Origin of the sequence: Streptomyces sp. VRA16 Mangrove soil (genome assembly GCF_017377775.1) — a bacterium.
GTDB lineage: Bacteria > Actinomycetota > Actinomycetes > Streptomycetales > Streptomycetaceae > Streptomyces.
On the sequence record NZ_JAFVLN010000006.1, the window covers coordinates 116,312 to 137,107 of the forward strand.

Sequence of the window (20,796 nt, forward strand, 5' to 3'; positions counted from 1 at the left end):
GGCCGGATTTCATCCCTTCGCGGGCGCGGCCACCTGGAGTTCCTTGACCCCGTTGAGCCAGGCGGCCCGCAGTCGGCGCGGGTCGCCGGCGAGCCGCAGCTCGGGCATGGCGTCCGCGATCGCGTGGAAGATCAGGTCGATCTCCAGGACCGCGAGCGACTTGCCGAGGCAGAAGTGCGGTCCGCCGCCGCCGAAGCCGAGGTGCGGGTTGGGGTCGCGGGTGATGTCGAAGACGTCGGGGTCGGTGAAGACCTCCGGGTCGTGGTTGGCGGAGGAGTAGAAGATGCCGACCCGGTCGCCCGCCTTGATCTTCTGGCCGCCGAGCTCGGTGTCCTGGGTGGCGGTGCGCTGGAAGGAGACGACGGGCGTCGCCCAGCGCACGATCTCCTCGGCCGTGGTCGACGGGCGCTCCCGCTTGTACAGCTCCCACTGGTCGGGGTGGGTGAGGAAGGCGTGCATGCCGTGGGTGATGGCGTTGCGGGTCGTCTCGTTGCCGGCGACGGCGAGCAGGATGACGAAGAAGCCGAACTCGTCGGAGGACAGGTTCCCCTCGTCCTCGGCGGCCACCAGTTGACTGACGATGTCCTTGGCCGGGCACTGCTTGCGGTCGGCCGCGAGGTTCATCGCGTACGACACGATCTCCATGGCGGCCTCGGCGCCGATCTCCTCCGTGATCGCGTACTCCGGATCGTCGTACGCCACCATCTTGTTGGACCAGTCGAAGACCCGTGCCCGGTCGTCCTGCGCGATGCCGATGAGTTCGGCGATGGCCTGCAGCGGCAGCTCGACGGCGACGTTGGTGACGAAGTCGAACGACCCGTCGGGACCGGCCTGTTCGAGCGCCTTGGCCACGATGTCGCGGGCGCGGCTGCGCAGCGCGTCCTCCAGGGAGCGGATGGCGCGCGGGGTGAAGCCGCGCTGCACGATCTGGCGCACCCGGGTGTGCTCCGGCGGGTCCATGTTCAGCATGATCAGCCGCTGGACGTCGATCTGGTCGCGCTGGATCGACTCGTTGAACCGGATCACCGCGGTGTTGAGGTTCGAGGAGAAGAGCTCCGGGTGCGTGGAGACGTACTTGACGTCGGCGTGCCGGGTCACCGCCCAGTAGCCCTCGTCGTCGAAGCCGGAGATGCCGCGCCGCTGCGGGATCCAGCGGACCGGCTCGGCCTGCCGCAACTCGGCGAACTCCGGGTAGGGAACACGCTCTTGGAGCAGATCGGGGTCCGTGAAGTCGAACCCGTCGGGCAGCGCGGGGCACGGCATGGGTCACTCCAGATGCTGTCTGTCTGACGCTCCGTCAGCTACGGCGATGGCTCGAAAGGTAGTAACGGGTTCTAGAAGTGGCAAGGGGCACGGGTGTGTCGGTTCCGTGTGTGGTGCTTGCACGACCCTTGCGTACCGGGGGTAAGCGCACGGAGACTGCACTCATAACTGGTACGCGTTCTAGTTCTTGCACCCGCCCCTTGCGACCGTGCCGGTTCTGGGTTCCATCCGTCCGGGATTGCGTGGAGAGGACGACTGTCATGGCAGCCGAGCCCGTCATCGTCGAAGCCGTACGTACCCCGATCGGCAAGCGCGGCGGCGCGCTCGCCAATCTCCACCCCGCGTATCTGCTGGGGGAGACGTACCGTGAACTCCTCGGCCGCACCGGCATCAAGGCGGACTGCGTCGAGCAGATCGTCGGCGGCACGGTGACGCACGCGGGCGAGCAGTCCATGAATCCGGCGCGCACGGCGTGGCTCACGATGGGGCTGCCCTACGAGACCGCGGCCACCACCGTGGACTGTCAGTGCGGCTCCTCGCAGCAGGCCTCGCACATGACCGCCAACATGATCGCGGCGGGCGTCATCGACGTCGGTATCTCCTGCGGCGTGGAGGCGATGTCGCGGGTCCCGCTCGGCTCCGGCTCCAAGCACGGCCCGGGAAAGCCGTTCCCCGACGAGTGGAACGTGGACCTGCCCAACCAGTTCGAGGCGGCCGAACGTATCGCGCGCCGCCGGGAGTTGACTCGGGAGAACGTCGACTCGCTCGGCCTCGTCTCGCAGGAGCGGGCCGCCGTCGCCTGGGCCGAGGAGCGCTTCAAGCGCGAGACGTTCGCCGTGCAGGTGCCGACCACGGAGGAGGAGCAGGCGGCCGGGCAGGGCATGTGGCGCCTGGTCGACCGCGACGAGGGGCTGCGCGACACGACCATGGAGGGCCTGACGCGGCTCAAGCCGGTCATGCCGACGGCCGTCCACACGGCCGGCAACTCCTCGCAGATATCCGACGGCGCCGCCGCCATCATGTGGGCGTCCAAGCGGATGGCGCGGGCGCTGAAGCTCAAGGCCCGCGCCCGGATCGTCGCGCAGGCCCTGGTCGGCTCCGACCCGCACTTCCACCTGGACGGCCCGGTCGACGCGACGCGCGCGGTGCTCGGCAAGGCGGGCATGACGCTCAAGGACATCGACATCGTCGAGATCAACGAGGCGTTCGCGTCCGTGGTGCTGAGCTGGGCGCAGGTCTTCGAGCAGGACCTGGAGAAGGTCAATGTGAACGGCGGCGCGATCGCCCTCGGGCACCCGGTCGGCGCGACGGGCGCCCGCCTGATCACCACCGCGCTGCACGAACTGGAGCGCAGGGACAAGGAGTTCGCGCTCATCACCATGTGCGCGGGCGGCGCGCTGGCGACCGGCACGATCATTCAGCGGCTCTAGATTTCGAGGAGTGCCGCAGGGACGGGGTGGGCTCAAGTCCACCCCGGGCCCGGGGGATGCCCGGATGTCGGCTGACGTGGGGTGATTCGTACCGTCGTGCCATGACTGACGACACGAGCAACACGCTTGCATCCAGGGGCACTTCCAGGGGTACGCCGAAGGCGGCGCGGCAGGTCGCCGCCGTGGCGCTGACCCTGCTCCTCGCGGGCGCCGCCGCCGCTCCGGCGGCCGTCGCCCTCGACACCGGACATGCCCCCGTGCGGACGAGCGAGTGGGGGACGCTCGTCTCCGTCGAGCCCGTCGCGACCCTCGACCGCGCCGCGGTCACCCGCCGGCTCGCGGACGTGGACATGCCGGTGGACACGGTCCGGTACGGGGTGACCGCGTACCGCCTGACCTACCGCACGCCCGACGCGTACGGCCGGCCGACCACCGCCACCGGCCTGTTCACCCTCCCGAACGGCGGCGCCCACCGCCCCGACCTCGTCTCCGACACCCACGGCACGATGGTCGATCGGGACTACGCCCCGTCCGTCGCCGACGACTTCGGCCGCGTCCCGTCGTATCTGTACGCGGCCACGGGCAACGCCGTCGCCGCCTCCGACTACCTGGGCCTCGGCAAGGGCCCCGGCACCCACCCGTACATGGACACGGCCTCGTCCGTGACGGCCTCCCTCGACATGCTGCGCGCCGCCCGCGAGGCCGCGCACCGCCTCGGCCGCCCGCTCACCGGCGACGTCTACGCGACCGGGTTCTCGCAGGGCGGCCAGGTCGCGACGGCGCTCGGCAAGGCGCTCCAGGACGGCGCGGACCGCCACTTCAGGCTCCGGGCCCTCGCCCCGGTCAGCGGCCCGTACGACCTGTCGGGCCAGGAGATCCCGGCCCTGTACGACGGCCGGGTCAACGACACCAGCGGCCTGATCTACACCTCGTACTTCCTGGTCGCACAGAACCGGCTGCACGGCCTCTACAAGGACCCGTCCGAAGCCTTCCGCGCCCCGTACGCGGACCGCGTCGAGGCCCTCTACGACGGCGACCACACGGAGGAGGACATCATCAAGGCGCTCCCGGCCTCGGCCAAGGAGCTGCTGACCCCGAAGTTCTACGCCTGGCTCCGGCACCCCACGGGCGCCATGAAGGAGGCCGTCGCCGCGAACGACACGGCGTGCGCGTGGCAGCCCGACGTCCCGGTGCGCCTGTACGCGGGGGAGGCGGACACGGACGTCCCGATCGGCAACGCACGCAGCTGCGCGCGGCAGCTCGGGGGAGCGCCGGTGCTGGACCAGGGCGAGGTCGACCACTTCGGCAGCTTCAAGAAGGCGGCGCCGAAGATCGCCCGGTGGTTCGCGGAACGCTAGGGCGTAGCCGACCTGGGGCGACAAAAAGAGGCGGCACCCAGAAGGTGCCGCCTCACCGCGGTCCCGGTCAGTACCAGCCGTTGGCCTGCCAGTGCGCCCAGGCGCCGCAGGCGCTGCCGTAGCGCTCGTTCATGTAGTTGACGCCCCAGTTGATCTGCGTCTCGGGGTTGGTCTTCCAGTCGGATCCGGCGGACGCCATCTTGTTGGCGGGCAGCGCCTGGACCAGGCCGTAGGCGCCGGTGGAGGAGTTGGTCGCGTTCGGGTTCCAGCCGCTCTCGCGGGACACGATGTTGTCGAAGCAGGAGAACTGCGCGGAGTCCGAGATCTTCGCCTGGGCGATCGCCTTGGCGGAGGTCGTCGCGGCCTGGGCCGGGGTCGAGGCGAAGATCATGCCGGTCGTGGCGGCGGCGAGGGTGACGCCGGCGAGGGCCTTCTTCGGAGTGGCGACGCGGCGCAGGAGCGTGGCGGACAAAACGGAGCCTTCCGTGGGGGACAGGGAGTCGCCGGGCGCTTCGGGGCTTCCCGACGTCCGGCGACTGCTCCACAGAAACAGGACCGATGGATGAATGCAATGAGCCCCTTTACTAGTGGAAGTCGCATCTGGTTTAAATGTCCGTTATGTGGCTCAGGTCTCAATTCCCAGGTCAGAGGGGGTGCCGTCGGGTCCGCATCAAGATCCGCTTTCTACGACCGCGCCTAGTAAGTGACCTGGGTCATGTGGGGCGCTTCACGGGCGCGTCAGGTGCGGGGGCCGTCGAATGTGACCTGGGCCTCGAACGCGGCCCGCCGGGTCGCCCGGCGCAGCGCCTTGAGGACGGCGCCGCCGGCGGTGAGGGTGAGGACGACGGTGAGTGCGGCCCGGCCCAGGTCCCAGCCCAGCGAGGTGGCCGTGCAGTAGGCGAGGAAGCGGGCCAGGTTGTCGCCGAGCGAGGCGTCCGGCTGGTACGCGACCGAGGACGCCAGGGCGTTCATGAAGGGCCAGCCCGCGAGGTTCATGATCGTGCCGTACGCGAACGCCGCGAGGAACCCGTACGCGGCGAGCATGACCCGCTCGCCCCGGCCGCGCAGGGAATCGGCGCCCGGCAGCAGCCCCGCGCCCATCGTGAACCAGCCCATGGAGATCATCTGGAACGGCATCCACGGCCCGACGCCGCCGGTCAGCAGCGCGGACGCGAACATGCTGAGCGAGCCGAGGACGAACCCGAACCCCGGCCCGAGCACCCGCCCGCTGAGCACCATCAGGAAGAACATCGGCTCGATGCCGGCCGTGCCCGCTCCGATGGGCCGCAGCGCCGCGCCCGCCGCGGCGAGCACGCCGAGCATGGCGACCGCCTTCGGGCCCATCCCGGACTCCGAGATCGTCGCGGCGACCACGGCGACGAGCAGCACGAGCAGCGCGGCGAAGAGCCACGGCGCGTCCTGGGCGTGCGCGTTCACCTGCGACCCGGGCCCGGTGATCAGCGGCCAGCCGATCGCGACGACACCGACGGCGCTGACCAGCAGCAGCGCGGCCACGGACCGCGGCCCGAGCCGCACGGCGGTGACCCGGCGGTCCCCGCTCATGCGAGGGCCTCCCGTACCTGGGTGACCGTGAGCCACTGCTGCGGCGCGAGGATCTTGGCGACCTGCGGCGCGAAGGACGGGGAGGAAGTGACGATCTCCGGGGTCGGCCCGTCCGCGACGATCTCGCCGTCCGCGAGGATCGCGACCCGGTGGGTCAGCTCGGCGGCCAGTTCCACGTCGTGGGTGGCCATGACGATGGCGTGCCCGCGCCGGGACAGCCCGCGCAGGATCGTGACCAGGCGGGACTTCGCCGCGTAGTCGAGGCCGCGCGTCGGCTCGTCGAGCAGCAGCAGGGGAGGGGCCGCCGTCAGCACGATCGCCAGGGCGAGGGTGAGGCGCTGCCCCTCGGAGAGGTCGCGGGGGTGGGTGGCGTCGGCGATCCCCGGCAGCAGCTCGCCGAGCAGCGCGCGGCAGGTGCCGGGTTCGGCGTCCGCGTCCCGGTCGGCGGCGGCGCACTCGGCGGCGACGGTGTCGGCGCACAGCAGGTCCCGGGGCTCCTGCGGGACCAGGCCGACCTTGCGGATCAGGTCCCGGGGCGCGGCCTTGTGCGGCACGGCGCCGCCGACCGTGACGGAGCCGACGGTCGGCTTGATCATGCCGACGAGGGAGGAGAGCAGGGTGGACTTCCCGGCGCCGTTGCGGCCCATGAGGGCAAGGATTTCGCCGGGTGAGACGTTGAGGTCGACGGAGCGCAGGGCTTCCACGCGCCCGCGCCGGACGCCGAGCTTCGTCACGGAGGCCAGGTGGTCGGCCCCGCCAGGGGCGCGGGACCGTGACATGTGCGGCTTTGCCGCGTGGGCGCGATCAGCCCCCACCGGCCCGCGGTCCGCAGTGGAGCCGAGAGCGGCAAGTCGCTCCCGCAGTCCCGCGGCCGAGCGCCGAGCGTCCCGCACCGTCAACGGCAACGGCGACCACCCGGCCACCCGCCCGAGCCCCACCACCGGCGGGAACACCGGCGACTCGGCCATCACGGCGGCCGGATCCCCGACGACCAGCGGCTGCCCGGCGCCGGGCAGCAGCGCGACCTGATCCGCGTACTGCACCACCCGTTCGAGCCGGTGCTCGGCCATCAGCACCGTGGTTCCGAGATCGTGCACGAGTCGCTGCAGCACGGAGAGGACTTCCTCGGCGGCGGCGGGGTCGAGCGCGGACGTCGGCTCGTCGAGCACGAGCACCCGGGGGTGCGGCGTGAGCACGGACCCGATCGCGACGCGCTGCTGCTGTCCGCCGGAGAGCGTGGCGATGGGCCGGTCCCGCAGATCGGCGAGGCCCAGCAGGTCCAGGGTCTCCTCGACACGGCGCCGCATGACGGGGGCGGAGAGACCCAACGACTCCATCCCGTAGGCGAGTTCGTCCTCGACGGTGTCGGTCACGAAGTGGGCGAGCGGATCCTGCCCGACCGTGCCGACGACATCGGCGAGCTCGCGCGGCTTGTGGGTACGGGTGTCGCGCCCGGCCACCGTGACCCGGCCGGCCAGGGTGCCCCCGGTGAAGTGCGGCACGAGCCCGCTCACGGCGCCGAGCAGTGTCGACTTGCCGACCCCGGACGGCCCGGCGAGCAGCATCAACTCGCCCTCGGGCACGTGCAGTTGAATGCCGCGTACGGTCGGCGCGGCGGCGCCGTCGTACGTCACGGAGACATCCTCGAACCGGATCATGACGAGGTCTCCTGCGGTCGGGGGGCGAGTTCGGGTGCGGGCGCGACGAACGCCGGGAGCAGCCCGACGAGGATGCCGAGCGCGGGCCACAGCGGCAGCGTGGGCGCGGCCAGCGGGACGACGGGCGGTTGCAGCGCGGCCGGGTCCTGCCCGCCGCTCCAGATCAGCACGGCCGCGGCACACGCCCCGGACCCGGCGACGAGCCAGGCCCGCGGCCCCCACCGGTCGGGCCGGTACCGGGTGCGCACCGAGCGCCGCCCGCCCAGCCACAGCCCGCCGAGCGCGGCGGCGACCCCGACGAGCAGCACCGGGAGCCCGTACCCGGCGCCGGAGGAGGCGAGCAGCCCGTACGTTCCCGCGCAGACGCCGATCAGGCCGCCCAGGGTGAGCACGGCGGTGGCCCGGCGCACGGCGGCCGGGACCTCGGCGGTGCGCCCGTAACCGCGCGCGTCCATGGCGGCGGCCAGCGCCACCGACCGCTCAAGGGCGCCTTCGAGCACCGGAAGTCCCACCTGGAGCAGCCCGCGCAGACCGCTGTCGGGACGGCCGCGCAGCCGCCGCGCCGCCCGCAGCCGCCGCACGTCGGCGACCAGGTTCGGCGCGAACGTCAGGGCGACGACGACCGCGACCCCCGCCTCGTACAGCGCGCCCGGCAGCGACTTCAGCAGCCGGGACGGCGAGGCGAGGGCGTTCGCGGCGCCGACGCAGATCAGCAGCGTGGCCAGCTTCAGACCGTCGTACAGGGCGAAGACAAGACCCTCCACGGTCACCCGGCCGCCGATCCGCACCCCCTGCGCCCAGTCGGGCAGTGGCACCTCCGGCAGCGTCACGACGACGTGCGAGCCGGGGATCGGCGAGCCGAGGAAGACCGCGAAGACCAGCCGGATGCCGATCACGGCGAGCCCCAGCTTCACGAACGCGCCGTACGAGCGGGCCCACGGCGCCTCGGTGCGGCGCGCGGCGACCACGTACCCGGCGACGCCGACGAGCAGCGCGAGCAGCAGCGGGTTGGTGGTGCGGGACGCGGCCGTGCCGAGGCCGAGCGCCCAGATCCACCAGGCGCCCGGATGCAGGCTGTTGGAACGGTGGGCCCTCGGGGCCCGCAACGAGTCGACGCCCATGGCTCAGCCGCGGCGCCGCTTGGCCTGCCAGATCGCGCCGACACCGAGCAGCGCGACGACGGCGACCCCGGCGATCACCCCGACCGAGGGCCCGGAACCGGCGGAGCCGGAGCCGCTGGACGTGGCGGAGGGGGCGGAGGGGGCGGCGGTGTCGGTCTTCTTGTCCGCGCCGCCGACCTGCTCGCCGCAGCCCGACGTCGGATACCCGGAGATGGCACAGAGCAGCGCGCTGCTGTCGTAGCGCAGCGGCTTCGCGACGGCGGCCAGCGCCTCGGCGGCGGTCGCGTCCTCGCCGACCACCGCACAGTCCGTCCGCGCCTCGGGCGGGGTCTGCCCGCTCGGCGCGTCCGCGGCCGTGCCGAAGTCGACGACGACCGCGATCCGCTTCTTCCCGCCCTGCGCGGACGTGCCCGAGCAGATCGTGTCGAAGTCGGCGGCGCCGCGCGGCCTGGCCGCGTCCTTGGAGTCCTCGCTCACCGCGAACCGGAAGCCCACGGCGGTGCCGTCGTCGGGCACGGCCTGCGAGGGGCCCGTGGTCGCGTACGTCCACGCCCCCTTGTCACGCTCCCAGAACGACCAGTACCGGTACCCGGTGGCCTGCGCGGGCGCGGCCACGGCGAGACCGAGCACGGCGGCGAGCGCCACGAGCAGGAACCGGGCGGCGCGGCGGCTCACGACTGCTGCTTCTTACGCCCGCTGATCAGGAACCCGGCGCCGACGGCGGCGATGAACATGGCACCGACGATCCACCAGGACACGGAGTTGCCGTCGTCCTTCTTCTCGTCCTTGGCGGAGTCCGACTTCGCCGCCTTGGTGGAGGCAGGCGTGGGGCCGGTCTTGTTGAGCGCGGTCACCAGGTCGGTGCCGCCGAAGTCGTGCGGGTCGTTGCCGGTGGCGTGGGCGGCGAAGATCAGCTGCGCGTAGGCGGCGGGCCCGGACTGCTTGGCCCAGCCACCGGCGTTCTTCTCCAGCCAGGCGTACGGGTCCTTCGTGTACTTGATGCCCTCGGCGGCGGCCACGGACGTGACCGCGTCGGCGGTGTTGCCGTAGTCGGGCTGATCGGCGGCGCCGGCCAGCTGGGACTTCAGGTACAGGTGGGTGGCGAGCTGGTTCTGCAGGTAGACGGCGCCGTTGTGGGCGAGGCCCGCGTCGTCCTTGCAGGTGTAGTCGTCGGGGGCCGAGCCCTTCTCGGGGGCGAAGCCGACCCCGAGCCCGCCGAGGACACCGGCGGCGGTCGCGTCGGCGTTGGCGACGAGCCTGCCCTTCTTGTCGGGCTGGTAGGCGAGCGCGCCGCCGTCCTTCCCGTCGGCGGAGCAGGGCAGCGCCAGGGACGAGAGCGCGTCGGCGCCGGTCTTGCCCGCGGCCGACTTCACGTCGGCGGGCTTCGCACCGGCGGCGGCGAGCGCCCCGACGACCACGGAGGTGGAGTTGGCGTCGCTGGCGCCGCCCGGGTTGTAGCCCCAGCCGCCGTCCTTGTTCTGGTTCTTCTTCAGCCAGGCGACGCCCTTGTCGACGGCGTCCTTCTGGCCGCCGACGGCGACGAGGGCCTGCACGGCGGCGGCGGTGCTGTTGCTGTCGACCGCCGTCTTCGCGTCGCACGCCGTGCCCGGGTCGGCGCGGAACGCGGCGAAGCCGCCGTCGTCGCACTGCTGCCCGGTCAGCCAGGCCACGGCCTTCTCGGCGGGCTGCACGCCCTGCGTCTTCTGGGCGACGAACGCGAGCGACTGGCGCCACACGCCGTCGTACGTCGGGTCGCTCGACCCGTACAGACCGCTGGGCACGACGACCTTGGGCGAGGGCGAGGCACTGTCCGCGACGGCGGCCGGCGCCGCCGCGGCGCCGATCACGACGGTCGCGGCGACGAGCGCGGCGCTACGGCGAATGTTCATGCTGGGGCGGGTGCCTCTCCCTGCGGGGAGCCGGGCGGCACGGCACGCTTCGGATACCGGGCGGCGCCAGCTCCGTATGCCTCGACGGTTCTGGGCCGATCATGACGCGGTGAGGCATTCCGACTTTCACGGTTGCGGGTCAGCGCCGGACTTGCACCGGCTTCCCCTCACACGCGCTTTATGACGACACCTTCACTGTACCGGGCGGCCGGAACCGGGGGACGGGTGCATTCGCCCGGCTGCGGGCCGGGTGGGAGAGGCCGCACCGCCGGTGCGCATCCCAGGGGCGCGGGGCACCGCGCGACCAGCCACGACGGCGGGCCCGACGCCACGTTCCCGCACGCCCCTACGGCGAGAGCGCGGGACCTACCTCACATCGATCGGCCCGTCGTCCCCGTTGTGCGGCGCCACGTACCGCTCGACGGCGGAGCCGACATCGTCCCCGCTCAGATTCTTCCGGACCGAGTCGAGGATCGTCAGCCCCTGGCCGACGAGCCCGGCCGCGATCTCCCCGAGCCCGTCCGCCCCGTTCAGCACGTTCACGTTGGCCCCGGCGAGACCGGCCGACGCCTCCTTCACGATCTGCGGCAACTGATCGATGAGCATCCGGTCCAGCGCGACCCGGTCGTACGACGCCGCGGCCTCGGCCTGGATCTTCATCCGCTCCGCCTCGGCCAGGGCGAGCACGCGGATGCGCTCCGCGTCGGCCTGCGCCGGCTTCACGACCTCCGCGATCAGCTCCTTCTCGCGCAGCTCGGCCTGCTTCAGGGCGAGCTCGGTCTGCGCCTCCAGGACCTCCTGCTGCGCCTGGGCGAGCGCGAGCGGCCCCGCCTGGTCGGCGTGCGCCTTGGCCCGGTCGACCTCCGCGCTGAACTCGGCCTGCACGATCGCGGTCTGCCGCGCGTACTCGGCCTGCTTGCGGGCGGCCGCCTGCTCCGCCTCGACCGAGGCCTGGTTGGCCTGCGCCTGCGCGATCTTCGCCTGCCGCTGGATGGCCGCCTTGTGCGGCCGCGACATCGCCTCGATGTACCCGGTGTCACCGTCGTCGATGGACTGGATCTGCAGCGAGTCGACGTGCAGCCCGATCTTCGCCATCTCGGCCTTCGAGGTGTCGAGCACCTCCGTCGCCAGCTTCTGCCGCTCGGTGACGATCTCCTCGACGGTCATCGACCCGATGATGGACCGCAGATGCCCGGCGAAGATCCGCCCGGTGAGGACCGACATCTGCTCCTGGTCGGACAGGAACCGCTGCCCGGCGTTGACGATGGACTCGTGGTCGTTGCCGACCTTGAAGGCGATGACGGCGCGCACGGTGAGCGCGATGCCCTGCTTGGTCACACACTTCTCGACGACCTCCGCCTCCGCCATCGCGAGCGACAGGAAGCGGGTCTTGCGGAACACGGGCAGGACGAACTTTCCGTGCCCGGTGACGACGCGGAACGGCGCTCCCCCAAGTCCCCGCCTGCCGCCCGAGATCAGCATCGCCTCGTCGGGTGCGGGAACGCGATATCCGAACATCCCTTACGTCTCCTTAGCGGGCGTCGCCTGCGTCGCCGTCGAGGAGCGGATCGGTCCAGGCCATGACCACGACCTGCCGGGTGCCCCGCGACTCGATCACGAGCACGGTCGTGCCGCGCGCCAAAGGCTCGTCCGACCACGCGAGAAACGTCTCGGTGCCGCCTCTGACCTTGACCAGCACCTCACCCGGACCCTCGGCACCACGCGTGCCGAGCACCAGCTTCCCCGTACAGCCGACCACAGCCTCGTCCGGCGCCATCGGCGGCCGCCCCCTTGTCGTTCCAGCTCATGAGAGCTCTGAGAAGCCAGACCATACGCCTGCCCCGTGCACCCCGGCCATCTCCGCGCGGCAAAGATCCTTCCAGGTCACCCGATGTATCAGGGCGCCGCCACATAGGCCACGGGACTGCTCCCCGGCACCGCCTCCACCCGCCCCTGCTTCACCAGGCGGCGCAGGTGCGCCTCGGCCTCCGAGACGGCGATGTTCCGGGAGCCGTACGGGATGTCGGCCCACGGCCTGTTCCACTCCATCCGCTCCGCGAGCTGCCAGGGCGTGAGCGGGGCGGAGAGCAGGGACAGCAGATCGTTCAGGCGCTCCTCGTGGTGGTCGAGCAACTCCCGTACGCGGGCGGGCGCGTCGGTGAACGGGTGCTGGTGGGCCGGGAGGATCTCGGCGGGCGCGAGCCGGCCGACGCGTTCGAGGGAGTCGAGGTAGTCGCCCAGAGGATCGGTGACGGTGGTGTCGTCCGGATCCTCGTACAGGCCGATGTGCGGTGTGATGCCCGGCAGCACGTGGTCGCCGCTGAACAGCCGCCCACTGCCCGCGAGTCGGGCCGGGTGCTCCTCTTCGAGATGCAGGCAGACATGGCCGGGCGTGTGGCCCGGCGTCCAGATCGCGCGCAGCCTGCGGCCCGGCAGCGGGAGCAGGTCGCCGGGGGTGATGGTGCGGTCGGGCAGCGCGGGGGCGAAGCCGGGCAGGGCGCGCGGGCGGCCGGAGTCGCGGGCCGCGATCAGCGGGGCCAGATGGTCCTCGGGCGCCCCCGCCGAGGCGAGCTTCGCGACCATGTACGCGTACCAGCGCGACGGCTTGTTCTCGCGCGTGCGCCGCACCACGGCGACGTCCGCCTCGTGCATCGCGATCCAGGCGCCGGAGGCCTTCCGCACCTTCTCCGACAGGCCGTGGTGGTCCGGGTGGTGATGGGTGATGAGGACCCCGGAGAGCTCGCCGACCGATGTGCCGACTGCGGTGAGCCCGGCGACGAGCGTGTCCCAGGAGTCGGGGTCGTCCCAGCCGGTGTCGATCAGAACGGGGCCCGCGTCCGTGTCGAGCACATAGACGAGGGTGTGGCCGAGCGGGTTGTCGGGGATCGGGACGCGGATGCTGTGCACACCCCCGCCGTGGTCGGTCACCTGCGTCGCTTGTGTCGCCCGTGCCATGGGGTCGCCCCTCCGCCGCCGAGAGTGTGTGTCGCCGCGCCGAACTCCCGTCACTGTACGGGAACTTGTAGAACTTGTTTCAATGGTTGCCCCGGTCGTCCAGGCTGCCGCGGTGCCCCAGGTTGCCCAGGTCGCCCAGGTCGTCGGGTCGCCGGATCGGTTCCACCCTGGCCGTCCTGACCGTCTTGGTCGTTACGGCTGTCCTCATGGCTGGTCGGCCGTCCTCATGGCTGGCCGTCCGTCCTCATGGCTGGCCGTCCGTCCGTCCGTCCGCGCCAGACGATCTCCCCGTCCTCGTCGGCCTCGCCGCTCGGTGTGAGCCCGAGCGCCCGCGCCACTCCCGATGATGCCGTGTGCTCCGGGTGGATGTGGGCGGTGAGGTCCCGTACGCCGTGCCGCGCCAGCAGGCGCCGCATCCCGAGCGCCGCTTCCCGCGCGATGCCCTGTCCCTGCCACTCGGTGCCCACGACCCAGGCCACGTCGGCCGTCGCCCCGCCCGTCGCCCGGTTCGTCACCGTGGCCTGTACGTAGCCCGCGAGCCGCCCCGAACGGTCCACCCGCACCACCCAGTTGAGCCACTCGGTGCCGGGGTCGTCCGGGCCCGCGACCTGGCGTGCGTAGCGCGCCCGCAGCGCGTCGGGAGTCGGCGGCTCGCCTCCCGTGAAGGTGTACAGCGCGGGGTCGGCGAGCACCTGTGCCATCTCCCGGGCGTGCGCGACGGCCAGCGGCAGCAGGGTGAGGCGTGCGGTGCGGATCGGTTCTGCGGTCACCGTCGCACCCTACGTCCCGGACGCGCACCACCCTTCCGTACGGCAACTAGAACTGGTATCAGTTCTGAGACACCGTCAGAAATGGCCGGGGAAGAGGAAGTCAGCCATGACCGAGCTCGTGGAACGCGGACAACTGTTCATCGGCGGGGAGTTGACCGACCCCCTCGGCAAGGACGTCATCGAGGTCGTGTCCCCGCACACCGGCGAGGTCTTCGGGCGGGTGCCGCACGCCGCGCCCGCCGACGTCGACCGGGCCGTCGCCGCCGCCCGCCGCGCCTTCGACGAGGGCCCCTGGCCCCGCATGTCGCTGGACGAGCGGACCGCCGTCGTCAGCCGCATCAAGGACGCCATCGCCGTCCGGCACGAGGAGATCGCCAAGGTCATCTCGCAGGAGAACGGCTCCCCCTACTCCTGGTCCGTGCTCGCCCAGGCGCTCGGCGCGATGATGGTCTGGGACAGCGCCATCAACGTCGCCCGCGACTTCACGTACGAGGAGACACGTGACGGCGCCCTCGGCAAGCTCCTGGTGCGTCGCGAGCCGGTGGGCGTGGTCGCGGCCGTGGTCCCCTGGAACGTCCCGCAGTTCGTCGCCGCCGCCAAGCTCGCGCCCGCGCTGCTCGCCGGCTGCACGGTGGTCCTCAAGCCGTCGCCCGAGTCGCCCCTCGACGCGTACCTCCTCGGCGAGATCGCGCAGGAGGCCGGGCTGCCGGAGGGGGTGCTCTCCATCCTCCCCGCCGACCGCGAGGTCAGCGAGTACCTGGTCGGCCACCCCGGCGTCGACAAGATCTCCTTCACGGGGTCGGTCCCGGCCGGCAGGCGCGTCATGGAGGTCGCGGCCCGCAACCTCACCCGCGTCACCCTGGAACTGGGCGGCAAGTCCGCCGCCGTCGTCCTGCCGGACGCCGACCTCGATTCCACCGTCGCCGGGGTCGTCCCGGCCGCCTGGATGAACAACGGCCAGGCGTGCGTCGCCCAGACCCGCATCCTCCTTCCCCGCTCCCGCTACGACGAGTTCGCCGAGGCGTTCACCGCCGCCGCCTCCGCGCTGGTCGTCGGTGACCCGCTCGACCCGGCCACCCAGGTCGGCCCGCTCGTCGCCAAGCGCCAGCAGCAGCGCAACCTCGACTACATCCGTATCGGCCAGGAGGAGGGCGCCAAGATCCTCACGGGCGGCGGCGTGCCGAAGGGCCTGGAGGCGGGCGCGTACGTCGAGCCGACCCTTTTCGGCGACGTGAACAACAGCATGCGCATCGCCCGCGAGGAGATCTTCGGCCCGGTCATCTGCCTGCTCCCGTACGGCGACGAGACCGAGGCCGTGAAGATCGCCAACGACTCCGACTACGGCCTGAGCGGCAGCGTCTGGACGGCCGACGTCGCCCACGGCATCGACATCGCACGGCAGGTGCGCACGGGCACGTACAACGTGAACACCTTCAGCCTCGACATGCTCGGCCCGTTCGGCGGCTACAAGAACAGCGGCGTGGGGCGGGAGTTCGGGCCCGAGGGCTACAGCGCCTACCTGGAGCACAAGATGATCCACCTGCCCGCCGGTTGGGAGGGCTGACCATGGGCGACCGGTGGCACGTGGAGGTCGACCGGAGCGTGTGCATCGGCTCGGGCATGTGCGTGAACCACGCCCCCGACGCCTTCCGTCTCGACACGGCCCGGCAGTCCCACCCCGAGACCCCGGACACGGACGCCAACGAAAAGGTCCTCGCGGCCGCCGAGGGCTGCCCGGTCGAGGCCATCATGATCACGCTCCTCGACAGCGGGGAGCCGGTGTTCCCGCCCGAGGAGTGAGCGACCGGAAGCCGCCATTACGCTCCTACCCGCTGTCGAACACAGGACCAAGGGGTGGGAGCGTGATGGAGAAGTCCGAGGCCACAGAGCTGATCGACCAGGCCTACGAGGCGTGGCAGAGGGAGGAGTGGGCGCGTTCCGCCGAGCTCTACGAGCGCGTGCTCGCCCACTTCCCCGACGAGGAACCGAGCGCGGTGTGGTGGTACGACGCCGCGCTCGCCCACAAGTTCCTGCGCAACTGGGACAAGGCGTACGCGCTGGGCAAGGAGGCCGCGGCCCGCGCCGAACGCGGCACCGGCGACCCGGCGTTCTGGAACCTGGGCATCGCGGCCACCATCCGGCGCGACTGGGCGACGGCGCGCGACGCCTGGGCGGGCTACGGCATCACCGTGCCGGACGGCGAAGGGCCGATCGACCACGACTTCGGGCCGGTCGCCGTCCGGCTCGACACCGACGGACAGCAGGAGGTCGTGTGGGGGCGCAGACTGTGCCCGACCCGGGCGCTGGTCCTCAACGTCCCGGTCACCGGCGGACGCCGCTACGGAGAGGTCGTCGTCCACGACGGCGCCCCCAACGGCGAACGCGTCGTCAACGGCACCACCTACCCGGTCTTCGACGAACTGCTCCGCTTCGAGGCCTCGGACCTGCCCACCTGGACGGTGACGGTGCACGCCGCCGAGGAGACCGAACTGCGCGCGCTGGTGGACCTGTTCGACGAGCACGGCTGCTGCGCCGAGCCGACGTCGTCCGTGGAGATGATCTGCAAGTGCTGCAGCGAGGGCACCCTGGAGAAGGACGGCGCCCTGCACGCGGGTGCCCAGACCGTCTCCCTCGCGGCCCCGGAGTCCGACGTGCGGCGGCTGCTCGACACCTGGGCGGCGGGCGCCGCCGGCGGCCCGGTGTGGAGCGCCCTGGAAGCGGTCCGCTAGGGGCGCCGGTCCGGGGCGGTCGGAGCAGTCAGCGCAGTCAACGCAGTCAGGGCGGTCTACGGCTTGTCCGGCGCCGTCAGATCGATCAGCTTGCACACCGTCTCGATGTCGATCTTCACCTGGGCGATCGACGCCCGCCCCGACAGCCACGTGATCAGTGCCGAGTGCCAGGTGTGCTCGATCACCCGGACCGCCGAGAGCTGCTCGGGTGTCGGGTCGTCCAGTTCCATCGCGTCCAGGATGATCGCCGTCGTCTGACGCGAAACCTGGTCGACCTCGGGGCTCACGCTGCGGTCCGCGAACGTCAGGGCGCGCACCATCGCGTCCGCCAGATGCGGCTCGCGCTGGAGCGCGCGGAAGGCGCGCATCAGCGTCTCGGCGACCCGCTCGGAGGAGGTGGCACCGGCCGGCGGGCGTTTGCGGACGGTCGTGTGCATGTGCTGGAGCTGGTCCTGCATGGTCGCGACCAGCAGATGCACCTTGCTCGGGAAGTACCGGTACAGCGTGCCGAGCGCGACCTGGGACGACTCGGCGACCTCCCGCATCTGCACCGCGTCGAACCCACCGCGCGCCGCGAGCTGCGCGCTCGCGTGCAGGATCCGGCGGCGCCGCGCCTCCTGCCGCTCGGTGAGCGCCGGAGCGCCCTGCGCGCCGCCGCCTCTGGCATCCGGAGCTGTCATCTGCCTGCTTCCGTCCGCATCCGTCCGGTTCGGTCTCCGGTGGCCGCGACCCGTGGCGCGAATCACCTGATCCACCTGCCACAGCCTGGCTACCAGCCGGTAGATTCGATCCCCATTGAATGATCTTTGAACGATCCAGTCTGAAACTTGTTCTAGATTAGCGTCCCCACGTAGTGTCCACTGGCAGGCCGGGATGTCCACGGGCAAGCAGGAGAGAAGGGTGGCCTGGAGTGACCGCGGAGTCGACGGAGTCGTTGCGCATCGCTCTCCTCACGTACAAGGGCAACCCGTTCTGCGGTGGCCAGGGCGTCTACGTACGTCATCTCTCGCGTGAGCTGGCCCGCCTCGGGCACCGCGTCGAGGTGCTCGGCTCCCAGCCGTACCCGGTGCTCGACGAAGGCGTGCCGCTCACGGAGCTGCCCAGCCTCGACCTGTACCGCAGCCCCGACCCCTTCCGCACGCCGCGGCGCGACGAGTTCCGCGACTGGGTCGACGCCCTCGAATTCGGCACCATGCGCACCGGCGGCTTCCCCGAGCCGCTGACGTTCTCGCTGCGGGCCCGCCGCCACCTGCACGCCAGGCGCGGCCAGTTCGACGTCGTGCACGACAACCAGACGCTCGGATACGGCCTGTTGGGCGATGTCGGGGCCCCGCTGGTGACCACGATCCACCACCCCATCACCGTCGACCGGCAACTGGAGCTGGACGCCGCGGAGAACTGGCAGCAGCGCCTCTCCAAGCGCCGCTGGTACGCGTTCACGCGCATGCAGAAGCGTGTCGCGCGCCGCCTCCCGTCGGTCCTCACCGTCTCCGGCACCTCCCGCGACGAGATCGTCCAGCACCTCGGTGTGCGCCCCGACCGCATCCGCGTCGTGCACATCGGCGCCGACACCGACCTGTTCTCGCCGGATCCGGCGGTGCCCGAGGTCCCGGGCCGCATCGTCACCACCTCCAGCGCCGACGTCCCGCTCAAGGGTCTGGTCTTCCTCGTCGAGGCGCTCGCCAAGGTGCGCGCCGAGCAGCCGGACGCCCATCTCGTGGTGGTCGGCAAGCGGCCCACCGAGGGCCCGGTCGCCCAGGCCATGGAGCGCTACGGCCTCGAAGGCGCCGTCGAGTTCGTCAAGGGCATCAGCGACCGGGAACTGGTCGACCTGGTGCGCTCGGCGCAGGTCGCCTGCGTCCCCTCCCTCTACGAAGGCTTCTCGCTGCCCGCCGCCGAGGCCATGGCCACCGGCACCCCGCTCGTCGCCACCACGGGCGGCGCGATCCCGGAGGTCGCCGGACCCGACGGCGAGACCTGCCTGTCCGTGCCGACCGGCGACGCGGGCGCCCTCGCGGCGGGCCTGAGCCGGCTGCTCGGCGACCGCGAACTGCGCCGCAGGCTCGGCGCCGCGGGCCGCGCCCGGGTCCTGGACCGCTTCACCTGGGCGCGGGCCGCGCAGGGCACGGCCGAGCTCTACCGCGAGGCGATGGCGGCCGCCCCCGCCGCCACCACGCCCGTGCGACCGCATCAGGAAACCCCGCAACAGGAAACCCCAGAGGAAAGCAGGGCCACGTGCTGACCGTCGACTTCACCCGTTTCCCGCTCGCCGCGGGCGACCGCGTCCTCGATCTCGGGTGCGGGGCCGGACGGCACGCGTTCGAGTGCTACCGGCGCGGGGCACAGGTCGTCGCTCTCGACCAGAACAAGGAAGAGATCGCCGAGGTCGCCAAGTGGTTCGCCGCCATGAAGGAGGCCGGCGAGGCCCCCGCGGGCGCCACCGCCACCGCGATGGAGGGTGACGCGCTCCAACTGCCGTTCCCCGACGAGTCGTTCGACGTCGTCATCATCAGCGAGGTGATGGAGCACATCCCCGACGACAAGGGTGTGCTCGCGGAGATGGTGCGCGTCCTCAAGCCGGGCGGCCGTATCGCCGTCACCGTGCCGCGCTACGGCCCCGAGAAGGTCTGCTGGGCGCTGTCCGACGCGTACCACGAGGTCGAGGGCGGCCACATCCGCATCTACAAGGCCGACGAACTCCTCGCCAAGATGCGCGAGGCGGGCCTGAAGCCGTACGGCACCCACCACGCGCACGCGCTGCACGCGCCGTACTGGTGGCTGAAGTGCGCGTTCGGCGTCGACAACGACAAGGCGCTGCCGGTGAAGGCGTACCACAAGCTCCTGGTCTGGGACATCATGAAGAAGCCCGCCCTGACCCGGGTCGCCGAGCAGCTGCTCAACCCCGTCGTCGGCAAGAGCTTCGTCGCCTACGCCACCAAGCCGCACCTGCCGAAGGCCGCCGGGGCCGCCGAGGTCGCTGAGTGAGCAGCCCGGAGCGGACCGAACTCCTCACCCTGCAAGGGGTGCTGACGGCCGATCAGGCCGCGGCGACGGTACGCGGCATCCTCGCCGTCCAGCGCGCCGACGGCGCCGTACCGTGGTTCCGCGGCCACCACCTCGACCCCTGGGACCACACCGAGGCCGCCATGGCGCTCGACGTGGCCGGCGAGCACGAGGCCGCCGAGCGCGCCTACGACTGGCTCGCCCGGCACCGCAACGAGGACGGCTCCTGGTACGCCGCCTACCGCGACGGCGACCCGCACGACATCACCGACCGCGGCCGCGAGTCCAACTTCGTGGCGTACGTGGCCGTGGGCGTCTGGCACCACTACCTCTGCACCGGCGACGACGCGTTCCTGGACCGCATGTGGCCCACCGTGTACGCGGCGATCGAGTGGGTGCTGCGGCTGCAGCAGCCGGGCGGGCAGATCGGCTGGAAGCGCGAGGAGGACGGCACACCCGTCAACGACGCGCTCCTGACCGGCAGTTCGTCCATCCACCACGCCCTGCGCTGCGCGCTCGCCATCGCCGAGCAGCGCGAGGAGCCGCAGCCCGACTGGGAGCTGGCGCTCGGCGCGCTGCGGCACGCCATCCGCCGCCACCCGGAGCGCTTCCTCGACAAGGACCGCTACTCGATGGACTGGTACTACCCGGTCCTGGGCGGCGCGCTGCGCGGAGCGGAGGCGAAGGCCCGCATCGAGGCCGACTGGGACCGCTTCGTCGTGCCCGGACTCGGTGTGCGCTGCGTCGTCCCCAACCCGTGGGTGACCGGCGGCGAGAGCGCCGAACTCGCCCTCGCCCTGTGGGCGATGGGCGAGTCCGACCGCGCGCTCGCGATCCTGCAGGACATCCAGCACCTGCGGGACCCGAGGACCGGCCTCTACTGGACGGGCTACGTCTTCGAGGACCGGGCCGTCTGGCCCGAGGAGCTGACCACGTGGACCGCCGGGTCCGTGCTGCTCGCCGTGGCGGCGCTCGGCGGGGACGAGGCGACGTGTTCCGTGTTCGGCGGAGAAGCCCTCCCGTCCGGGGTCGACCCGGATTGCTGCGACTGACGAGG

The 20,796-nt window shown here is 71.9% G+C and carries 21 protein-coding genes and 1 riboswitch; of the genes, 8 read left to right on the forward strand and 13 right to left on the reverse strand.

Translation table 11 applies throughout. From position 1 onward, the window contains the following. Nucleotides 1–9: 9 nt before the first annotated feature. On the reverse strand, nt 10–1,263 hold the full coding sequence (locus tag J3486_RS18045; RefSeq protein ID WP_207821380.1) for a cytochrome P450: 1,254 nt from the start codon (nt 1,261–1,263) through the stop codon (nt 10–12). 260 nt (nt 1,264–1,523) lie between these two features. On the opposite strand from J3486_RS18045, the gene J3486_RS18050 reads away from it, so the two are divergent. Together J3486_RS18050 and J3486_RS18055 are read left to right on the forward strand one after the other, a co-directional pair. After that, nucleotides 1,524–2,693, forward strand: coding sequence for a steroid 3-ketoacyl-CoA thiolase (locus J3486_RS18050; RefSeq protein ID WP_207821381.1), 1,170 nt, complete (start codon nt 1,524–1,526; stop codon nt 2,691–2,693). Between the two features lie 101 nt (nt 2,694–2,794). After that, entirely contained in the window at nt 2,795–4,051 is a 1,257-nt protein-coding gene (locus J3486_RS18055) for an alpha/beta hydrolase (protein ID WP_207821382.1), read from the forward strand. A gap of 67 nt (nt 4,052–4,118) precedes the next feature. On the opposite strand, the gene J3486_RS18060 is transcribed toward J3486_RS18055, so the two are convergent. The 11 genes from J3486_RS18060 to J3486_RS18105 all read right to left on the reverse strand — a co-directional run bounded on the left by J3486_RS18060 (nt 4,119) and on the right by J3486_RS18105 (nt 14,007). Next, a complete protein-coding gene (locus J3486_RS18060; RefSeq protein WP_207821383.1) occupies nt 4,119–4,523 on the reverse strand; it encodes a transglycosylase SLT domain-containing protein in 405 nt (134 codons plus the stop codon). A gap of 266 nt (nt 4,524–4,789) precedes the next feature. Then, nucleotides 4,790–5,614, reverse strand: coding sequence for an ECF transporter S component (locus J3486_RS18065; RefSeq protein WP_207821384.1), 825 nt, complete (start codon nt 5,612–5,614; stop codon nt 4,790–4,792). Continuing rightward, nucleotides 5,611–7,272 carry an ABC transporter ATP-binding protein gene (locus J3486_RS18070; protein WP_207821385.1) on the reverse strand — a complete coding sequence of 554 codons (1,662 nt, stop codon included), beginning with the start codon at nt 7,270–7,272 and terminating at the stop codon, nt 5,611–5,613. The genes J3486_RS18065 and J3486_RS18070 overlap by 4 nt, the downstream gene beginning before the upstream one ends. Next, entirely contained in the window at nt 7,269–8,393 is a 1,125-nt protein-coding gene (locus tag J3486_RS18075) for a CbiQ family ECF transporter T component (protein WP_207821386.1), read from the reverse strand. The genes J3486_RS18070 and J3486_RS18075 overlap by 4 nt, the downstream gene beginning before the upstream one ends. Nucleotides 8,394–8,396: 3 nt before the next feature. Next, nucleotides 8,397–9,068 (reverse strand): SCO2322 family protein, encoded by a 672-nt coding sequence (locus tag J3486_RS18080; protein WP_207821387.1) that lies wholly within the window; start codon nt 9,066–9,068, stop codon nt 8,397–8,399. Further along, nucleotides 9,065–10,282 (reverse strand): prenyltransferase/squalene oxidase repeat-containing protein, encoded by a 1,218-nt coding sequence (locus J3486_RS18085; protein WP_207821388.1) that lies wholly within the window; start codon nt 10,280–10,282, stop codon nt 9,065–9,067. Before J3486_RS18085 ends, J3486_RS18080 begins: the two co-directional genes overlap by 4 nt. Before the next feature lie 93 nt (nt 10,283–10,375). Further along, a riboswitch (cobalamin riboswitch) is annotated at nt 10,376–10,488 on the reverse strand. Nucleotides 10,489–10,648: 160 nt separating this feature from the next. Then, nucleotides 10,649–11,800, reverse strand: coding sequence for a flotillin family protein (locus J3486_RS18090; RefSeq protein ID WP_207821389.1), 1,152 nt, complete (start codon nt 11,798–11,800; stop codon nt 10,649–10,651). A gap of 13 nt (nt 11,801–11,813) precedes the next feature. Then, nucleotides 11,814–12,059, reverse strand: a complete 246-nt coding sequence (locus J3486_RS18095; protein WP_207821390.1) for a hypothetical protein — start codon at nt 12,057–12,059, stop codon at nt 11,814–11,816. 119 nt (nt 12,060–12,178) lie between these two features. Further along, entirely contained in the window at nt 12,179–13,237 is a 1,059-nt protein-coding gene (locus J3486_RS18100; protein WP_207821391.1) for an MBL fold metallo-hydrolase, read from the reverse strand. A 79-nt stretch (nt 13,238–13,316) separates the two neighbouring features. Further along, nucleotides 13,317–13,445 carry a hypothetical protein gene (locus J3486_RS44705; protein ID WP_267878208.1) on the reverse strand — a complete coding sequence of 43 codons (129 nt, stop codon included), beginning with the start codon at nt 13,443–13,445 and terminating at the stop codon, nt 13,317–13,319. A 16-nt stretch (nt 13,446–13,461) separates the two neighbouring features. Continuing rightward, a complete protein-coding gene (locus J3486_RS18105) occupies nt 13,462–14,007 on the reverse strand; it encodes a GNAT family N-acetyltransferase (protein WP_307804856.1) in 546 nt (181 codons plus the stop codon). Nucleotides 14,008–14,113: 106 nt separating this feature from the next. Between J3486_RS18105 and J3486_RS18110 the strand changes: the two genes are divergently transcribed. The 3 genes from J3486_RS18110 (at nt 14,114) to J3486_RS18120 (ending at nt 16,736) form a co-directional block, all read left to right on the forward strand. Further along, entirely contained in the window at nt 14,114–15,571 is a 1,458-nt protein-coding gene (locus tag J3486_RS18110) for an aldehyde dehydrogenase (RefSeq protein ID WP_207821392.1), read from the forward strand. 2 nt (nt 15,572–15,573) lie between these two features. Next, a complete protein-coding gene (locus J3486_RS18115) occupies nt 15,574–15,807 on the forward strand; it encodes a ferredoxin (RefSeq protein WP_207821393.1) in 234 nt (77 codons plus the stop codon). Nucleotides 15,808–15,872: 65 nt separating this feature from the next. After that, nucleotides 15,873–16,736 (forward strand): tetratricopeptide repeat protein, encoded by an 864-nt coding sequence (locus tag J3486_RS18120; RefSeq protein WP_207821951.1) that lies wholly within the window; start codon nt 15,873–15,875, stop codon nt 16,734–16,736. Nucleotides 16,737–16,792: 56 nt separating this feature from the next. Here J3486_RS18120 and J3486_RS18125 read toward each other — a convergent pair whose 3' ends face one another. After that, a complete protein-coding gene (locus J3486_RS18125; protein ID WP_207821394.1) occupies nt 16,793–17,416 on the reverse strand; it encodes a TetR family transcriptional regulator in 624 nt (207 codons plus the stop codon). 230 nt (nt 17,417–17,646) lie between these two features. On the opposite strand from J3486_RS18125, the gene J3486_RS18130 reads away from it, so the two are divergent. The 3 genes from J3486_RS18130 to J3486_RS18140 are packed head-to-tail and all read left to right on the forward strand — an operon-like array spanning nt 17,647 to nt 20,791. Beyond that, entirely contained in the window at nt 17,647–18,978 is a 1,332-nt protein-coding gene (locus J3486_RS18130; RefSeq protein WP_207821395.1) for a glycosyltransferase family 4 protein, read from the forward strand. Further along, nucleotides 18,972–19,721 (forward strand): class I SAM-dependent methyltransferase, encoded by a 750-nt coding sequence (locus J3486_RS18135; RefSeq protein ID WP_207821396.1) that lies wholly within the window; start codon nt 18,972–18,974, stop codon nt 19,719–19,721. The genes J3486_RS18130 and J3486_RS18135 overlap by 7 nt, the downstream gene beginning before the upstream one ends. Continuing rightward, nucleotides 19,718–20,791, forward strand: coding sequence for a prenyltransferase (locus J3486_RS18140; protein WP_207821397.1), 1,074 nt, complete (start codon nt 19,718–19,720; stop codon nt 20,789–20,791). Before J3486_RS18135 ends, J3486_RS18140 begins: the two co-directional genes overlap by 4 nt. Nucleotides 20,792–20,796: the final 5 nt, after the last annotated feature.

Bases quoted from the DNA above. Each gene is read 5' to 3' on its own strand.
- J3486_RS18125 (WP_207821394.1), bottom strand. From the start codon at position 17,416: ATGACAGCTCCGGATGCCAGAGGCGGCGGCGCGCAGGGCGCTCCGGCG.
- J3486_RS44705 (WP_267878208.1), bottom strand. From the start codon at position 13,445: ATGAGGACAGCCGTAACGACCAAGACGGTCAGGACGGCCAGGGTGGAA.
- J3486_RS18120 (WP_207821951.1), top strand. From the start codon at position 15,873: ATGGAGAAGTCCGAGGCCACAGAGCTGATCGACCAGGCCTACGAGGCG.
- J3486_RS18045 (WP_207821380.1), bottom strand. From the start codon at position 1,263: ATGCCGTGCCCCGCGCTGCCCGACGGGTTCGACTTCACGGACCCCGAT.
- J3486_RS18050 (WP_207821381.1), top strand. From the start codon at position 1,524: ATGGCAGCCGAGCCCGTCATCGTCGAAGCCGTACGTACCCCGATCGGC.
- J3486_RS18075 (WP_207821386.1), bottom strand. From the start codon at position 8,393: ATGGGCGTCGACTCGTTGCGGGCCCCGAGGGCCCACCGTTCCAACAGC.
- J3486_RS18115 (WP_207821393.1), top strand. From the start codon at position 15,574: ATGGGCGACCGGTGGCACGTGGAGGTCGACCGGAGCGTGTGCATCGGC.
- J3486_RS18055 (WP_207821382.1), top strand. From the start codon at position 2,795: ATGACTGACGACACGAGCAACACGCTTGCATCCAGGGGCACTTCCAGG.
- J3486_RS18070 (WP_207821385.1), bottom strand. From the start codon at position 7,272: ATGATCCGGTTCGAGGATGTCTCCGTGACGTACGACGGCGCCGCCGCG.
- J3486_RS18085 (WP_207821388.1), bottom strand. From the start codon at position 10,282: ATGAACATTCGCCGTAGCGCCGCGCTCGTCGCCGCGACCGTCGTGATC.
- J3486_RS18090 (WP_207821389.1), bottom strand. From the start codon at position 11,800: ATGTTCGGATATCGCGTTCCCGCACCCGACGAGGCGATGCTGATCTCG.
- J3486_RS18110 (WP_207821392.1), top strand. From the start codon at position 14,114: ATGACCGAGCTCGTGGAACGCGGACAACTGTTCATCGGCGGGGAGTTG.
- J3486_RS18065 (WP_207821384.1), bottom strand. From the start codon at position 5,614: ATGAGCGGGGACCGCCGGGTCACCGCCGTGCGGCTCGGGCCGCGGTCC.
- J3486_RS18100 (WP_207821391.1), bottom strand. From the start codon at position 13,237: ATGGCACGGGCGACACAAGCGACGCAGGTGACCGACCACGGCGGGGGT.
- J3486_RS18095 (WP_207821390.1), bottom strand. From the start codon at position 12,059: ATGGCGCCGGACGAGGCTGTGGTCGGCTGTACGGGGAAGCTGGTGCTC.